The organism is Paenibacillus sp. FSL K6-2393 (assembly GCF_038002545.1).
Lineage (GTDB): Bacteria > Bacillota > Bacilli > Paenibacillales > Paenibacillaceae > Paenibacillus.
In genome coordinates this window covers 4266333-4280976 of record NZ_JBBOCU010000001.1, presented here as the reverse complement: position 1 = coordinate 4280976, position 14644 = coordinate 4266333, and the positions used below count along the sequence as shown (strand labels likewise).

Sequence of the window (14644 nt, the reverse complement as noted above, 5' to 3'; positions counted from 1 at the left end):
GCTGTCATGAGCACAATACAATCACATGTTTTTCAGAATTGGACGTTCAAGGCTTGCGAAGATCAAGAGTGGATGCCGGCTCAGGTGCCCGGCTGTGTGCATACAGATTTGCTGAAGCTGGGCAAGATTCCAGATCCTTTTTATGGAACAAACGAGAAGGAAGTACAATGGATTGATAAGATAGATTGGGAATATCAGACGGAATTTGACGTTGCCGAAGGGTTGTTCTCGCAGGAACATCTGGAACTGGTGTTTGATGGTCTGGATACATATGCGGATGTGTATGTGAATGATGTGCATGTGTTATCAGCAGATAATATGTTCCGGGTATGGAAGGCGGATGTGAAGGCCGTATTAAAAGGGAAAGGCAACATTCTCCGAATACGTTTTCGGTCTCCGATTCAGGAAGATCTGCCGAAGCTGGAGAAGCTCGGATATGCATTACCTGCATCCAATGATCAGTCCGATGTTGGCGGACTTGGCGACAAAAGAGTAAGTATTTTTGCACGTAAAGCCCCGTATCACTATGGTTGGGACTGGGGTCCGCGTTTTGTAACCAGTGGGATCTGGCGTGAAGCACGTCTTGAAGGTTGGACACAGGTACGAATCAATGATGTGTATATCCAGCAAAATGAAGTAAGCGCTACCTCAGCTTCATTAACTGCTGTTGTGGAAGTCGAGACATCCCAAGCGGTAGATACGATTATTCGTATCTGCGCAGATGGACAGAGATGGGAAAGATCCGTATCGCTACAACCTGGAACTCAGACTGTGGAGATTCAAGTCTCCATTGATGAACCGAAACTGTGGTGGAGCCGTGGACTTGGTGATCCGCATATGTACAGCTTCCTTACCGAAGTGCTTCAAGGTGAACGAGCTGTGGCTGAAACTACAGTGAAGACTGGGCTTCGTTCCATTCGCTTGGTACGTGACAAAGATGAAGCAGGGGCATCCTTTTATTTTGAACTAAACGGTGTTGCGGTCTTTGCCAAAGGGGCCAATCACATTCCAAATGATAGCTTCATCACTGAAATTACTCATGAACGTTATCGTCATGAGATCGTATCCGCAGCCGAGTCCAATATGAATATGCTGCGCGTGTGGGGTGGCGGAATCTATGAGCAGGATGTGTTCTACGAACTATGTGATGAATATGGAATCCTGGTATGGCAAGACTTCATGTTTGCTTGCAGCATGTATCCAGGAGATGAAGCGTTCCTGAACAGTGTAAGACATGAAGCCATTGATAATGTGAAACGTCTGCGCAACCATCCAAGTATTGCACTCTGGTGTGGGAACAACGAGATTGATTCGGCGTGGGCGCACTATGTTGAGAATGGTGGCTGGGGTTGGAAAAAGGAATTTACTGCCGAGCAGCGTGAAAGCATCTGGGCCGATTACGAAGCCATCTTCCATGATCTGCTGCCAGAAGTGGTTGAAGCGTATGCTCCAGGTGTGGATTACTGGCCTTCCTCACCACTGGTATCCCTGACAGGGGATGAGACGCAACATGCGCACCCATCCACAGCCGAAGGGGATATCCACTACTGGGGCGTGTGGCACAATGTAGAACCATTCGAGAACTATAACGTGCATGTGGGTCGTTTCATGAGTGAATACGGATTCCAGTCTTTCCCGGAGTACAAGTCAGTACGCACTTACGCGGAAGAAGAGGATCTTGCTCTGGAATCGGAAGTCATGCTGGCTCATCAAAAGAATGGGGCAGGCAATCGTCTGATCAAACAGTACATGGATATGTACATGCATGAATCGAAGGACTTCCCATCGTTCCTGTATATGAGCCAGGTGCTTCAGGCGGAAGCGATGAAGACAGCCATTGAAGCGCACCGTCGCCGCAAACCATTCTGCATGGGCACACTTTACTGGCAAATGAATGATTGCTGGCCGGTAGCTTCATGGGCAGGTATGGACTACCTTGGTCGCTGGAAAGCATTGCAATATTATGCGAAACGCAGCTTCAGCGATGTGTTGGTATCGGTAGATGGAACAAAAGAAGATACAACAGATATATATATCATCTCGGATCAATTACAACCTGTAAAAGGGCAGTTACAGATTCGTTTGCTCGGGTTCGATGGAACGGTGCATCGTGATGAAACACATGACGTGACCCTGGCACCTAATACAGGTGAACGAGTGCTGTCATTACGTAACGCGGAGTGGCTTGAAGGTCATGATACAGCTAACACGCTGCTGCGCCTGGATCTGAAACAGGAAGGTGCGGCGAATATCGTACAGGAACACTATTTTGTACCGTCCAAAGACCTTGCTCTGCAGCCTGCAAACATCAATGTAAGCGGGGGAGCGGATGAGAACGGCGTTCATCTGGTACTGGAAAGTGACGTGCTTGCTAAACAGGTATGGCTATCTTCGGATGTGGAGGGTGTCTTCTCGGATAACTTCTTCGACTTGATTCCTGGCATTCCGGTGAAGGTGCAGTTCACTTCCAGAGAGGGATTGCAGTCTAATGATGTGATATCAAATCCGGGACCGATCGAGGTTCGATCCATGATTGATTTTATTCGTTTGACCTAGAAGACACGGTTGGAGTCTCTCGTAAGAGAGATTTCAACCGTTTTTTTATTGAGACCTGACCTCATTTATATATCGTAATGGTTTCGTAATACTTCGCTTAGAGAATCGTAAGCAATCTTGCTTATTGTAATCCATGTAAGTAATAAACGAATGGAGAGTGATAAGAATGATGAAAACAAATAAGAGCAAAAAAGCGATGGTAGCAGCGGTATTGATGATGTCTATGGCCTTTTCTGGATTGGCAAGTGCTGCAGATATGAAAACAATTAAAAAGGATGGCATGGAGCTTGTTCAATTGAGACAGGCAGCCAAAATGTATGATTACAGCATTATGTGGGACAGCAAGGACAGATCTGTAACTCTGATGTATATGGGCAAAATGGACGACAAGATGATGAAAGACGACAACATGATGGAAGATAGCATGAAGATGAAAGATGACAAAATGATGGAAGATGACATGATGATGAAAGACGATAAGATGATGAAAGACGACATGATGATGGAAGACACGATGATGCCTGCGGGAAAAACGATTAAATTGTGGATTGGATCGAAAAAAATCATGGTAGACGGTATGCAAGTTAACTTGAAATCGATGCCTGTCATCCTTGAAGGGAATTCTTATGCGGCTGAATCTGTAATTAAACAGTACATGATGCCAGCCATGGGAATGAAGTAATTTAAGGGCTAAGCATCGCCATCACCATATGATATGATTGGCTCAAATGTATTTTCTGGAATATGGGGTGGGTTCGTTTGAATGAATGTGTACTGGTTGCTGATGATGATACAAATATTACCGACGTTTGTCGCAGGTATCTGGAACGGGAAGGTTATCTCGTCGTGACGGCCAAGGATGGTCTGGAGGCTATAGAGCTGTGGCACAGCCAAACGCCAAGCTTGATCGTGCTCGACCTGATGATGCCGCATAAGAATGGCTGGGAAGTTTGCAACGAGATTCGGCAAACTGAGGATGTGCCCATTGTAATGCTGACGGCCCGGGGTGAGGAACAGGATCGTCTGATGGGACTGACGATGGGGGCGGATGATTATCTGACCAAACCATTCAGTCCGAGAGAACTTGTCTTACGTGTAAAGGCAATCCTGCGGAGAATGCGAATTGCGCAGGCATCACCTGTTACAACATCTGAATATGCGATCAATTATGAAGGGCTTACCATTGATTTTACCAAGCGTGAAGTGCACATCAGCGGGCAGGCCATTGAATTGACAGTTACGGAGTTTGAGATGTTGTATTTGCTGGCAAGTCACCCGGGTCAGGTGTTCTCCCGTAACCAGATGTTAAGCAAGATTTGGGATTTTAGCTATGAGGGAGATACAACAACGGTGACTGTACATGTTCGGAGATTACGAGAGAAGATCGAACAGAATCCTTCTGATCCAAAATATATTAAAACAGTTTGGGGTATAGGCTACAAGTTTGCGGGTGGCAGTTCATGAAACTTCGCACATACTTGGTGTTGTCCAGCCTAACAGGCATTGGCGTATTATTAATTTGTTTGTTCATCAGTTATTCCAAAATGCTGCTTACGATCGAACAATTGTATTGGTTATCGGCTATAACGGCAGGGGTAGGCTTACTTTCGTTTATTCTTCAATATTTGCTGACTAAGCCATTAGAGAAATCAATTGCGCGAATTACACAGCAGACAATACGAATTGCCGAAGGGGATTTCCATACGGAAGTCCCTCTCATCGGTACGCAGGAATTTAAGCTCCTGGCACAGCAATTTAATGAAATGAGTTCCAAGCTGAAGGAAAGCTTTGATCATCTGCATCACTCAGAAACCGCGAGACGAGAGTTGATCGCCAATGTTTCCCATGATTTACGGACTCCCTTGGCATCCATTCAGTCATTCGTTGAAGCGTTGGAGGATGATGTCATTCAGGATAAAGAAACCTTTCAACGTTACCTGAACACGATACGACTTGAGACGAAGCGTTTGGGAGGGCTTATTCAAGATTTGTTCGAATTATCCAGCCTGGAAGCGCAAGGGGAGGTATTTGACCCTCAGCCTTGTCACGTCGATGAGTTGCTGCTCAGTACGTTGGAGAGTTTTTCGTTTCATCTCGCCGAGAAAACGCTGAACGTTGAAATCGATTTGCCCGATAAATTACCAGCCGCGGTCATGATGCCTGCACAAATGAAGCGGGTCCTTTCCAATTTGCTGCAAAATGCCATTCAATACTCTCTTGTTGAAGGAAAAATCATTCTGGCTGCCGAAGAAAAGGGGCCGTTTATACAAATTTCAGTTACGGATGAAGGGGAAGGCATCGAAGCGGAGGAAACTTCGCGTATATTTGAACGTTTTTATCGAATTGACAAATCACGTAGCAAGAGCAATGGGGGGGCCGGGCTTGGCCTTGCCATCGCTCAATCGATTGTGGAACTCCATGGTGGCGAGATCGGGGTTCAGAGTACAAAAGGAGAAGGAAGCTGCTTCTGGTTCACGCTTCCGATCTACGTCAGTCGTTAACCTTGGTTAATCAAACGTAGTATTTATTCAGGTGGTGAATGACTTGACCAGTGATTTAGTATTTCTTTTCGGCGTTTTTGGTGCAGGATTGTTATCGTTTTTTGCGCCATGTATTCTGCCGCTGATCCCGGTATACGTGTCTTATCTGTCCGGAAGCATGGTCAACGGTACGAATCAGCAGCAGTCCGACAACAATTCGGTTCAGTTGCGGTCTACACTTGTTTTGCGGACATTTTTATTTGTTCTTGGGCTGTCCCTGGTATTTGTATTACTCGGTTTTGGTTCCGGCATCGTTGGGAATATGATCTCAAGTCCTGTGTTTATTGCCATCTGCGGAGCCATCGTGGTGCTTTTCGGGATTTATCAAACCGGGTTGATTCGACTATCCTGGCTGGAACGGGAGAGAAAGTTGTCAAGCGATCATGCCAGACGGGGAGGGTATGTCGGAGCGTTCCTGCTGGGTCTGACGTTTAGTTTCGGCTGGACGCCTTGTATTGGGCCCGTGCTGGCTGCCATTCTTGGTATCGCCGCAGGTGAAGGCTCTCCACTGTATGGTGGGTTTCTCATGTTCCTGTATACCCTTGGGTTAGCGATTCCTTTCCTGATTCTGTCCATTTTTTCGGAATATGTTATGAAGCGGATACGTCGTTTATACAGGTACATGGGTGTTATCAAAATAACTTCCGGCTGTATTCTTATTGTCATGGGACTATTGTTAATGACAGACCGACTAAACAGCTTGGTGACCTGGTTTCAATAATCATTGGAGGAATTCGGTATGAAGATTGCACGGAGATGGGTGGTATCTGTAATCGTATTTGCTGGAGTCCTGTTGATCTTGAGCGGATGTGGATCACAGCAAACTGAATCAAAACAAACGGGGTCATCATCAGCCCCAGCATCAACATCCGATATGAGTTCGTCAACCATGATGAACAAGGGAGAGACGGCTCCTGAATTTTCATTGCTTGATCTGAAAGGAAACACGGTTGGACTTTCTGATGTTCAAGGCAAGAAAGTGTATGTGAAATACTGGGCTTCCTGGTGTTCCATCTGTCTTGCGGGTTTGGAAGACCTGAACAATCTGGCTGGTCAAAACAATGATTTTCAAGTCATTACGATTGTGACGCCAGACTACAAAGGAGAGAAATCCTCCCAAGCGTTTACCGAATGGTTTGACCAACAGCCATATGATAACATAACTGTTCTTTTGGATGAGAAAGGTGTATGGGCCAAGGAATTTGGTGTAAGAGCGTATCCTAGTTCTTTTTATATTGGCTCTGATGGTATTTTAGCGAAATCGCAGCCAGGGCATGCATCCAATGAACAGATCATGGAATCATTACAAGAGATTTTGTGAGAAGGGAGGAAGTGTCATGAAAAGGACGCTGCTCGGCTTGTGCCTCCTTGTTATAGCGATAGTTGTGTCTGCTTGTGGAAACAGGGTTGAGAGCCATTCAGCTTCATCTTCGATATCCACTCAACCTGTCAAGGCATCGAGTGTCTCCGAGGAAAACCTGAGTAACCTGTACTTGGCAGGAGGCTGTTTCTGGGGTGTGGAGGCATATATGGCTCGTATTCCGGGGGTCCAGGATGTGACTTCCGGTTATGCCAACGGTGAAGGAGAGAATCCAACCTATGAGGAGGTTATTCGCGGGGACCAGGGGTTTGCGGAGACCGTTCATGTAAAATATGATCCGCAGCAAGTATCTTTGCAGAAATTGCTTGAATCTTATTTTCGAGTTATTGATCCTACCAGCTTGAATAAGCAGGGCAATGATCGTGGCATTCAGTATCGGACAGGAATATATTATACGTTGCCTGAAGATGCCAAAATCATTGAGCAAGCTGTAGAGGCAGAGCAAGAAAAATATGACCAACCCATCGTAACGGAAGTAATGCCTCTGCAGAATTATTATTTGGCGGAGGAGTACCATCAGGATTATTTGGAAAAAAATCCGAACGGATATTGTCACATTGATATGACTGTCCTGGATGACCTGGAGATTGGAATTGATCCCGCTCAATATCCACGTCCATCAGATGAACAATTAAAGGAACGATTAACAGACGAACAGTATGCGGTTGCGGTAAACAATGATACGGAGCATGCGTTCAGTAACGAATATTGGGATAATGAGGAGCCCGGTCTGTATGTGGATATTGCAACGGGAGAGCCGTTATTCACCAGCCGGGATAAGTATGATTCCGGTTGCGGGTGGCCGAGTTTTACAAAACCGATTGTACCTGAGGTTGTTACCTATACAACGGATACGAGCTTTGGTATGGATCGCACGGAGGTACGAAGCCGGGCAGGTGACATCCACCTCGGTCATGTGTTCGATGATGGTCCCGAAGATCGCGGCGGCAAACGTTACTGTATTAACAGTTCATCGATCCGGTTTATTCCGTTAGACAAGATGGAGGAAGAACGATACGGGTATTTATTGTCTGACTTTATCAAAAGGTAATAAGGCCATAATTTTAGAACGGTTGAGATCTCTCTATAAGGGATTTCGACCGTTTTTTATTTCGCGGCATCTAACAAAAATGGAGGTAGGCTTCTAAGATGGTTCCATCATTGTTATAATTGATAATCATTATCAATTATAGGTGGGTTTTTAGTCACAATGCCAAGGTATTGTGTGTGTTTGATTGCTTAGGAGAGGGAGTTTATATGGGAATTCAGAATGACATCAAGCTGTGGGATCAGGTACAGGTTCGCGTGCTAGATGTGCGTCTTATATCACTCGCAACACACGAGTTCATACGCAATTATGTGTTACCGACCAGTGCATTTGTGTATGTTCAAGGCAGGGGGCAGGTCTGGCTGGATGAAGAGGTATGGACTACAAGCCAGTTCTTGCTGCTGCACGGGGGAAAAGGAAGGCGTCTAACACTTGAAGCGACCGGAGTTACAGAGGTACATCTGATTTTGTACAAATCAACCTTGCCCTCCAACGTGCTTATGGAGTATCGAATAATGTTGAACCAGCACAATCCGTTTGAAGAGTCCTGGGCGACAGCGCCGGATCATGCACTTGAACTGCGTGAGCTGGTGCGGAATATACATGAATGCTGGTCAAGGCAGGAGCAAGTGGGCAAAATTCAGGTTAAAGTGTACTTCTTTCAACTGGTACAGATTGTATTGTTACAGCGGAGTCGCATGTTTGACGAAGTTCAACAGCCTTCGCTTACCGATCAGGTTTTGCGATATATCAAAGCTCATTTCCGGGAAACGATCTCACTTGACTCGCTTGCCCAATCCTTGAATTACAGTCCGCAATATTTATCACGCAAATTCAAGGAACAGACGGGATGTACACCGACAGAATATGTGATTCGGTTACGAATGGGTGAGGCAAGGAGTCTGCTTGCTTCCACAGAAGCTTCATTACAGGAGATTGCCGCGTATGTGGGTTATATGGACCCGTTTTATTTCAATCGTATATTCAAAAAAGAGACCGGTATCACACCGGGGCAATATCGGTTGAAGCAGCAGGATAACTCGAAATCAGTTTCAGAAAGTACATTAAATGAAACAAATGAATCCATTGTAACAGGAGGGGATGAACGTTATCCTTTAATTGATGATGATAATCATTATCAATATACGGGAGATGAGGAAATCAACATGTTTAACCATTTTAAATCAGCGATCATGTCGCTTGCGCTTGTACTCACATTGAGTGCTTGTGGAACAGCCCAGCAGGGGGCAGAAACATCCGAAGTTGCGGCTAAACCCGAACATCCGGCAGTCGTGGAAACGCAAATGGTAAATACGACTTTTGGTGAGGTAGAAATTCCTGCACATCCGGAGCGAGTTGCTGCCATTGATTATCTGGGAACGGTGCTTGCTCTTGGTGTCAAACCGATTGGTGGAGGCCAATTTCTAATGAACAGTCCTTACCTGGAAGGTCACATGGATGGTCTTGAAACAATAGGGGATTCCGTTGAACAATTGATGGAGCTGGAACCTGATCTCATTATTACATTGAATCCGGATGAGGCGGCTTATGAGAAATACAGCAAGATTGCGCCAACCGTTTCGGTCGCATCCATCACTTTCCCGTCACTGAAGGACGAAGTAAACTACTTCGGTAAAGTCCTTGGCAAAGAGGCGGAAGCAGAGAAATGGCTGGCTGATTTCGATGAAGAGATTGCCAAAATCAAGCAGGAGGTGCAGAGCGTTGTTCCAGCTGACGCTACATTCTCCGTTATGCAGGAATATGATCGTCAAGTCTTCATTTTTGGCAATCAGTCGGGTCGGGGAGGGCGTAACATCTACGAATTGCTTGGATTGCAAGCACCAAAGAACATTCCATCCGAGTTGATGCAGGGCGCCTATCATGAATTCTCCATAGAACTGCTCTCCAAATACGCTGGAGATTACATTGTGCTGACCAGTAACTCTCAGCTGAAAGACCTTCAGGCAGATCCGGTCTGGGGTTCATTGCCTGCTATCAAAAATGGAAAAGTGTACATATGGACGGAAGAACAATCCTGGTTCCGTGACCCCATCGCCTTGTTGAAACAGACACAGGATCTGGCTGAATGGATTATTGGACTTAATACACCGTCTAAGTAAGATACTCCAAAAAACCGTGCTACCCAGTTTGCTGAGCAGCACGGTTTTCATATTCTTATGTAGGACTGAACAGTAGAAGGGGATTAGCTGCCTGTAGGGAGATGAAGTAGCAGTGTGATTACCGTATAAGAGTTTATTCGCTCTTTTGTTCGTTCTGAATTTCTTGCAGATCCTCCAGCTGGAGTGTAAGGTCATTCTCGGGGTTTGCACTCACAATGACTTTTGACGGTGATTGTTGCTGACCCGGCTGGTTCGACTTGGCGGCAGGTTTGATCACGTAGAGACTCTGAACGGAGTTCAGCAGGCTGGCAGGGGTGTCTTCATACGTTTCCAGGAAGAGTACATAGTCTTTGGTAGGAATCAGCTTGAGGTTGTCATCATTAATAATTTCGGTGTTGCCTAGTTGTCCACCAAGTTGCTTCACTTCAAGTTTTTCCCCGGCAGTGTAACCGCCTTTATAGGATTCAGCGACCTGAATCGTGTGGATCGTATAGATTTTGTCAAAAGAAGATGGCTCTCCGCCCGGATTGGACGCGGGGTTTAACTCGTTTTCATTAGCAGCATCAGTAACTTGTACGATATCGTTTAAAGCTTCCACACGAGTCTCAATAACACTGCCTTTCACAATTGTATTTGCTCTCTCGGACAGGTCGCCAATGCTGGCATAACTCGGGTAATCTTCAGAAGCAATAATGGTCATGGGTGCATCGGATGGGGACGCGGTAGGTGTGACAGAAGAACATCCAACAGCAGATAAAATGAAAATGGAAGAGAGAAGCAGCGTTAATACTCGATTTTTGTTCATGGATATGGATCCTCCTTGGATTTTTGGGATAAGTTCGTAGCGGATTAGTACTTGGATCTTACGTTATTGATATCAAAAGTTTGGGGTTGGGTCATGGAATTGCGGTTGCGGGAGTAAGACATAATGGAAGGACTGCTTGTTGTTGGGTTGTCACCGAGCCAGATGGAGTGTCCGAGTTCGTGGACAAATACGCTTTGAATGAAGTTGGATAAGTTGGTTGCGTCAGGGGTGATCGTGGATGCATTGAGTTCGATGCGGAAGCTTACGACTTGACTGCCGGATACGGAGGCGTAGTTGACACCATATGCTGTATTATTAAAGTTTCCTGCGGTGATGGTGTTTGGGGAGTTACTTGTTTTGGTGAATTTAACTTTGGCACCTGCATTGTTCCAGTTGGTAAGGGAAGCGTCCATGGGAGTCTGCCATGCGGAGGCGTAATTATACGTACGAATGGGGATGGTGGTGCTGGGATAACCGTAGGTCAGAAAGGTTGCCGCATAGATGGTACTGCCAAACATCGCAATCGCTGAGAGCAACATGATGCTCATCAAAAACTTCCTTTTCATACTTAAAACCTCCAATAAATGTATTTTATTCTCTATTATAGTAACAAGTAATATTTGAGTTGAAATGAGTCCGAGGTCGTTGTTTTTGTCGTGAAAAACATGAAATATATCTAGATCAGACCCTAATGGTGTCAAAATAAGTCATTTTCTGTTCGATATGCATGCATAATTTCCCTGAAATAACAAACAATACGTACAACTTCTCACAGGGAAAGGTAGTGCTTGAGCATGTGCAACCGTTTTTCATTGGCAGCCGATTTGGACGAAGTCAGAGATCATTTCAAAATTCAGCGAGTGATGTATTATTACAAAAACCGATACAATATCAGCCCAACCCAGCATACGCCGATTATTTTGCATCAGGATGGTGAGCGTGTATTGGATGAGTTCCGGTGGGGGTTCATTCCATTCTGGGGTCGTGATGCCGTTAACGCAAATCTTATGACGGTGCATGAGAATCCTTCCTATTACAAACTGGTAGAGACCAAGCGCTGCGTCATTCCCTGCAATGGATTATATTACTGGCGGCAAGAGGGCAAAAAAAGTTATGCAGTTCGTGTTGTCATGCCGGATCGTGGTCTCTTCGGTATTGCTGGGTTATACGAGGTGTGGAGAGATACACGGAAAGAGCCGCTTCGTACCTGCACGATGCTTATGACAGGAGCGAATATGGTTACACGCGAGTTTGGCAGTAAAATGCCAGCGATCCTCTCTGAGGAAGAGATCAACACCTGGCTTGATCCGGCTAATACACGGGTGACTCAGTTGCTACCGTTATTAAAATCGTATAACAGTACAGAGATGAATCTGTATCCAGTCACCCCAATGGTCGCCAACGATGAACACGATTGTTACGAATGCGTGGAAGAGATGGATCAGAAGCTGGCTTACGTTCGGAGTTTCTGAATATCCTTTGGATGATGTGAAGAAGATGAAGAGGGCTGAGAGTCTGGAGACACTCTGCTCTTTTTTTCCTTTCAGAAAATGAAAAGTTGCAATTGCAGTGAAACGTAACTATAATCATTACAGTAAGTGAACGCACATATCCATATATCTATTAAAAGAGATATTTATAATCAGGAGGGAACCACGAATGAATCCAAAGTTTAACCAGATGTTTGAACAAGTTTCACTGCCGACTGGTATTACACTGAAAAACCGTATCGTGCTCGCTCCCATGACTCATATGTCCTCGAATGCTGATGGTACGATATCTGACGCTGAACTTGCTTATTATGCACGTCGTACCGGTGGTGCTGGCATGTCAATTACGGCTGTAGGGCATGTAACAGAGCATGGCATTGGTTTCCCGGCTCAGTTTGGCGTATATGACGACCGCTTCATTCCTGGTCTAAAAAAACTGGCTGATACCATGAAACAACAGGGCTCCGTAGCCGTATTGCAAATTTTCCATGCGGGCCGTCTGACGCCTGAACAAGCTGTACCTGCGGGTCAAGTTGTTGCTCCTAGTGCGGTTGCAAGCGAGCGTCCGGGCTCTCCTGAACCAAGAGAGTTGACGGATTCCGAGATGACTTCGATTATCAAAGACTTTGGTGAAGCGACACGTCGTGCCATTGAAGCCGGATTTGATGGTGTTGAGATTCACGGTGCTAATGGTTATCTGATCCAGCAATTCTTCTCCCCGCATTCCAACCGACGAGAAGATAGTTGGGGCGGAAGTGTCGAGAAACGTCTGACTTTCCCGCTTGCTGTAGTGGATGAGATTCAGAAAGTGGTTGCCGAACATACCAAACTGCCGTTCATCATTGGTTACCGTTTCTCCCCGGAAGAACCGGAAACACCGGGACTCACAATGGAAGACACGTATGCACTGGTGGATGCATTGAAAGATAAAAATCTGGATTACCTGCACGTTTCCCTGAACGAATTCTGGTCCAAGCCAAGACGTGGCGAAGCAGATACGCGTTCTAGAATGGAATTCATCCTGGATCGTGTGAACGGCAAATTGCCTGTAATTGGCGTAGGTTCAATTCATACGGCTGATCAGGCTGCTGAGGCGCTTCAAACGGGAGTACCACTACTTGCCATTGGACGTGAGTTGATTATTGAACCGGATTGGGTTGAGAAAATCGAGAGCGGACGCGAAGAAGATATCGAGACAATTCTGACCAAATCCGATCAGGAACGTCTGGTTATCCCTGACGGATTGTGGAATGCAATCATCCACACGCCAGGCTGGTTCCCTATGGCAGAAGATAAATAACATACACTTCAGAACTGGAATGGAGGGGGCGAAAGCTCCCTCTTTTTGCACATGGTCCAGATTCTTCTTGTCATCGCTCTGTGGTATGATGGATGAACAGGATCAACTGGATAATCAACGGTTTGGAGTGAAGGAATATGCTCGTAGCTGAACGGTATGAGAAAATAGTGGAATGGGTGGATACGCAAGGCAGCATGCGTGTGACCGAACTTAGTGAGCGCTGCGGGGTGACGGAAGAAACGATTCGTCGTGATCTGGACAAGCTCGAACAGGCGGGCAGGCTCAGACGGTCCCATGGCGGGGCGGTCAGCGTAAAATACAAGGATGAGTTACAGTCGGAGATTCCGTATCCGGAACGGGCTGTAGCCCACGCCGAAGAGAAGCGCAGAATTGCAAGCGAAGCGGTGAAAATGGTGGAATCCGGCGACCGGATCGCCTTGGATGCAAGTACAACGGCGTGGTATATGGCGGCAGGATTGCCAAACATTCCACTGACGGTACTAACCAATTCGATTAAAGTGGCCGCAGAGCTGAGTAACAAGGAGCAGATTCGTGTGATTGCCACAGGTGGGCAATTGGCTTCGAAGTCACTGTCTTTTGTAGGACCGCTGGCCGAACGTTCGCTGGATGCTTATCATGTGGACAAAGTGTTTCTGTCTTGCAAAGGAGTACATCTGACCAAAGGCATCAGTGAATCCAATGAATTACAGGCCTTGGTGAAGCAGAAAATGATCCATATTGCAGATGAGGTCATTTTACTTGCAGATTCCAGCAAATTTAACATACAGGCGTTTACCAGAGTTGCTGAGATGAGCAGTGTGGGCAAAGTGATTACAGATCAGGGCGTAGATGAAGAGCATGTTAGCGCATTGATTGAGCAGAATATTACGTGTATACGTGTGTAAACAAGAAGGGAATGAATGTCATGAAACATCCTTTTCATCTGAAAGCGGTATGGAATGGTGGGCGTAACAGTGAGGGAACAATCGATGCAGGTGGGTTAAAAACGGTCATATCGATTCCGCAGGAGATGGGCGGACCCGGTACGGGAACTAACCCGGACGAGATGCTGCTGGGTGCAGCCTCCACTTGTTACCTGATCACGCTGGCAGCGATGCTGGAGCGTTCGGATATTACGCCGGATGAATTGACGCTTGAATCGGAAGCAACGGTAGATGTTACAAATAACGTATTTACGTACGAACGAATCGTACATAGACCCCGGATTGTACTCAGCCAAGATGCTTCAGAGGCGGACCTGACCAAGGCTGAGCGCCTGGCGCATAAGGCTGAATCCTCCTGTATGATCTCCCGAGCGGTGGCAGGTAATGTCCAGATGGAGACACAGCCGGTCATTGTTACTACAGGAGCTAACGCGGTGTGATATACTGAAGAATAGACAAT

Annotated in this window: 14 protein-coding genes; 12 read left to right on the top strand and 2 right to left on the bottom strand. The window is 46.1% G+C overall.

Going from position 1 to position 14644, the window contains the following annotated elements; genetic code table 11:
* Positions 1–6: 6 nt before the first annotated feature.
* From MHI14_RS18645 to MHI14_RS18610, 8 genes are all read left to right on the top strand, one after another.
* On the top strand, positions 7–2556 hold the full coding sequence (locus tag MHI14_RS18645; protein ID WP_341130994.1) for a beta-mannosidase: 2550 nt from the start codon (positions 7–9) through the stop codon (positions 2554–2556).
* Between the two features lie 166 nt (positions 2557–2722).
* Positions 2723–3238, top strand: a complete 516-nt coding sequence (locus MHI14_RS18640) for a hypothetical protein (RefSeq protein WP_165980124.1) — start codon at positions 2723–2725, stop codon at positions 3236–3238.
* Positions 3239–3315: 77 nt separating this feature from the next.
* Complete coding sequence (locus tag MHI14_RS18635; protein ID WP_133384435.1) at positions 3316–4020, top strand: response regulator transcription factor; 705 nt, start codon at positions 3316–3318, stop codon at positions 4018–4020.
* Positions 4017–5057 carry a sensor histidine kinase gene (locus tag MHI14_RS18630; protein ID WP_133384436.1) on the top strand — a complete coding sequence of 347 codons (1041 nt, stop codon included), beginning with the start codon at positions 4017–4019 and terminating at the stop codon, positions 5055–5057. Before MHI14_RS18635 ends, MHI14_RS18630 begins: the two co-directional genes overlap by 4 nt.
* 34 nt (positions 5058–5091) lie before the next feature.
* A complete protein-coding gene (locus MHI14_RS18625; protein WP_240768115.1) occupies positions 5092–5817 on the top strand; it encodes a cytochrome c biogenesis CcdA family protein in 726 nt (241 codons plus the stop codon).
* Between the two features lie 18 nt (positions 5818–5835).
* Positions 5836–6417 (top strand): redoxin family protein, encoded by a 582-nt coding sequence (locus tag MHI14_RS18620; protein ID WP_133384438.1) that lies wholly within the window; start codon positions 5836–5838, stop codon positions 6415–6417.
* Between the two features lie 16 nt (positions 6418–6433).
* Positions 6434–7528 carry a peptide-methionine (R)-S-oxide reductase MsrB gene (gene msrB / locus MHI14_RS18615; RefSeq protein WP_133384439.1) on the top strand — a complete coding sequence of 365 codons (1095 nt, stop codon included), beginning with the start codon at positions 6434–6436 and terminating at the stop codon, positions 7526–7528.
* A gap of 206 nt (positions 7529–7734) precedes the next feature.
* Positions 7735–9645, top strand: coding sequence for an AraC family transcriptional regulator (locus MHI14_RS18610; protein WP_341130993.1), 1911 nt, complete (start codon positions 7735–7737; stop codon positions 9643–9645).
* A gap of 133 nt (positions 9646–9778) precedes the next feature.
* On the opposite strand, the gene MHI14_RS18605 is transcribed toward MHI14_RS18610, so the two are convergent.
* Entirely contained in the window at positions 9779–10450 is a 672-nt protein-coding gene (locus MHI14_RS18605) for a hypothetical protein (protein WP_341130992.1), read from the bottom strand.
* 44 nt (positions 10451–10494) lie between these two features.
* Positions 10495–11016: a hypothetical protein gene (locus MHI14_RS18600; protein ID WP_076216169.1), complete on the bottom strand. Its 522-nt coding sequence runs from the start codon at positions 11014–11016 to the stop codon at positions 10495–10497.
* 228 nt (positions 11017–11244) lie between these two features.
* Here MHI14_RS18600 and MHI14_RS18595 point away from each other — a divergent pair, with 228 nt between their 5' ends.
* The 4 genes from MHI14_RS18595 (at position 11245) to MHI14_RS18580 (ending at position 14624) form a co-directional block, all read left to right on the top strand.
* Complete coding sequence (locus tag MHI14_RS18595; RefSeq protein WP_091016984.1) at positions 11245–11922, top strand: SOS response-associated peptidase; 678 nt, start codon at positions 11245–11247, stop codon at positions 11920–11922.
* Between the two features lie 187 nt (positions 11923–12109).
* Positions 12110–13240, top strand: a complete 1131-nt coding sequence (locus MHI14_RS18590) for an NADH-dependent flavin oxidoreductase (RefSeq protein ID WP_341130991.1) — start codon at positions 12110–12112, stop codon at positions 13238–13240.
* Between the two features lie 137 nt (positions 13241–13377).
* A complete protein-coding gene (locus MHI14_RS18585; RefSeq protein WP_036608860.1) occupies positions 13378–14145 on the top strand; it encodes a DeoR/GlpR family DNA-binding transcription regulator in 768 nt (255 codons plus the stop codon).
* Between the two features lie 20 nt (positions 14146–14165).
* Positions 14166–14624, top strand: coding sequence for an OsmC family protein (locus tag MHI14_RS18580; RefSeq protein WP_076216163.1), 459 nt, complete (start codon positions 14166–14168; stop codon positions 14622–14624).
* The last annotated feature ends 20 nt before the right edge of the window (positions 14625–14644 follow it).

Bases quoted from the DNA above. Each gene is read 5' to 3' on its own strand.
- MHI14_RS18585 (WP_036608860.1), top strand. From the start codon at position 13,378: ATGCTCGTAGCTGAACGGTATGAGAAAATAGTGGAATGGGTGGATACG.
- MHI14_RS18640 (WP_165980124.1), top strand. From the start codon at position 2,723: ATGATGAAAACAAATAAGAGCAAAAAAGCGATGGTAGCAGCGGTATTG.
- MHI14_RS18590 (WP_341130991.1), top strand. From the start codon at position 12,110: ATGAATCCAAAGTTTAACCAGATGTTTGAACAAGTTTCACTGCCGACT.
- MHI14_RS18645 (WP_341130994.1), top strand. From the start codon at position 7: ATGAGCACAATACAATCACATGTTTTTCAGAATTGGACGTTCAAGGCT.
- MHI14_RS18580 (WP_076216163.1), top strand. From the start codon at position 14,166: ATGAAACATCCTTTTCATCTGAAAGCGGTATGGAATGGTGGGCGTAAC.
- MHI14_RS18620 (WP_133384438.1), top strand. From the start codon at position 5,836: ATGAAGATTGCACGGAGATGGGTGGTATCTGTAATCGTATTTGCTGGA.
- MHI14_RS18610 (WP_341130993.1), top strand. From the start codon at position 7,735: ATGGGAATTCAGAATGACATCAAGCTGTGGGATCAGGTACAGGTTCGC.
- MHI14_RS18595 (WP_091016984.1), top strand. From the start codon at position 11,245: ATGTGCAACCGTTTTTCATTGGCAGCCGATTTGGACGAAGTCAGAGAT.
- MHI14_RS18600 (WP_076216169.1), bottom strand. From the start codon at position 11,016: ATGAAAAGGAAGTTTTTGATGAGCATCATGTTGCTCTCAGCGATTGCG.
- msrB (WP_133384439.1), top strand. From the start codon at position 6,434: ATGAAAAGGACGCTGCTCGGCTTGTGCCTCCTTGTTATAGCGATAGTT.
- MHI14_RS18605 (WP_341130992.1), bottom strand. From the start codon at position 10,450: ATGAACAAAAATCGAGTATTAACGCTGCTTCTCTCTTCCATTTTCATT.
- MHI14_RS18630 (WP_133384436.1), top strand. From the start codon at position 4,017: ATGAAACTTCGCACATACTTGGTGTTGTCCAGCCTAACAGGCATTGGC.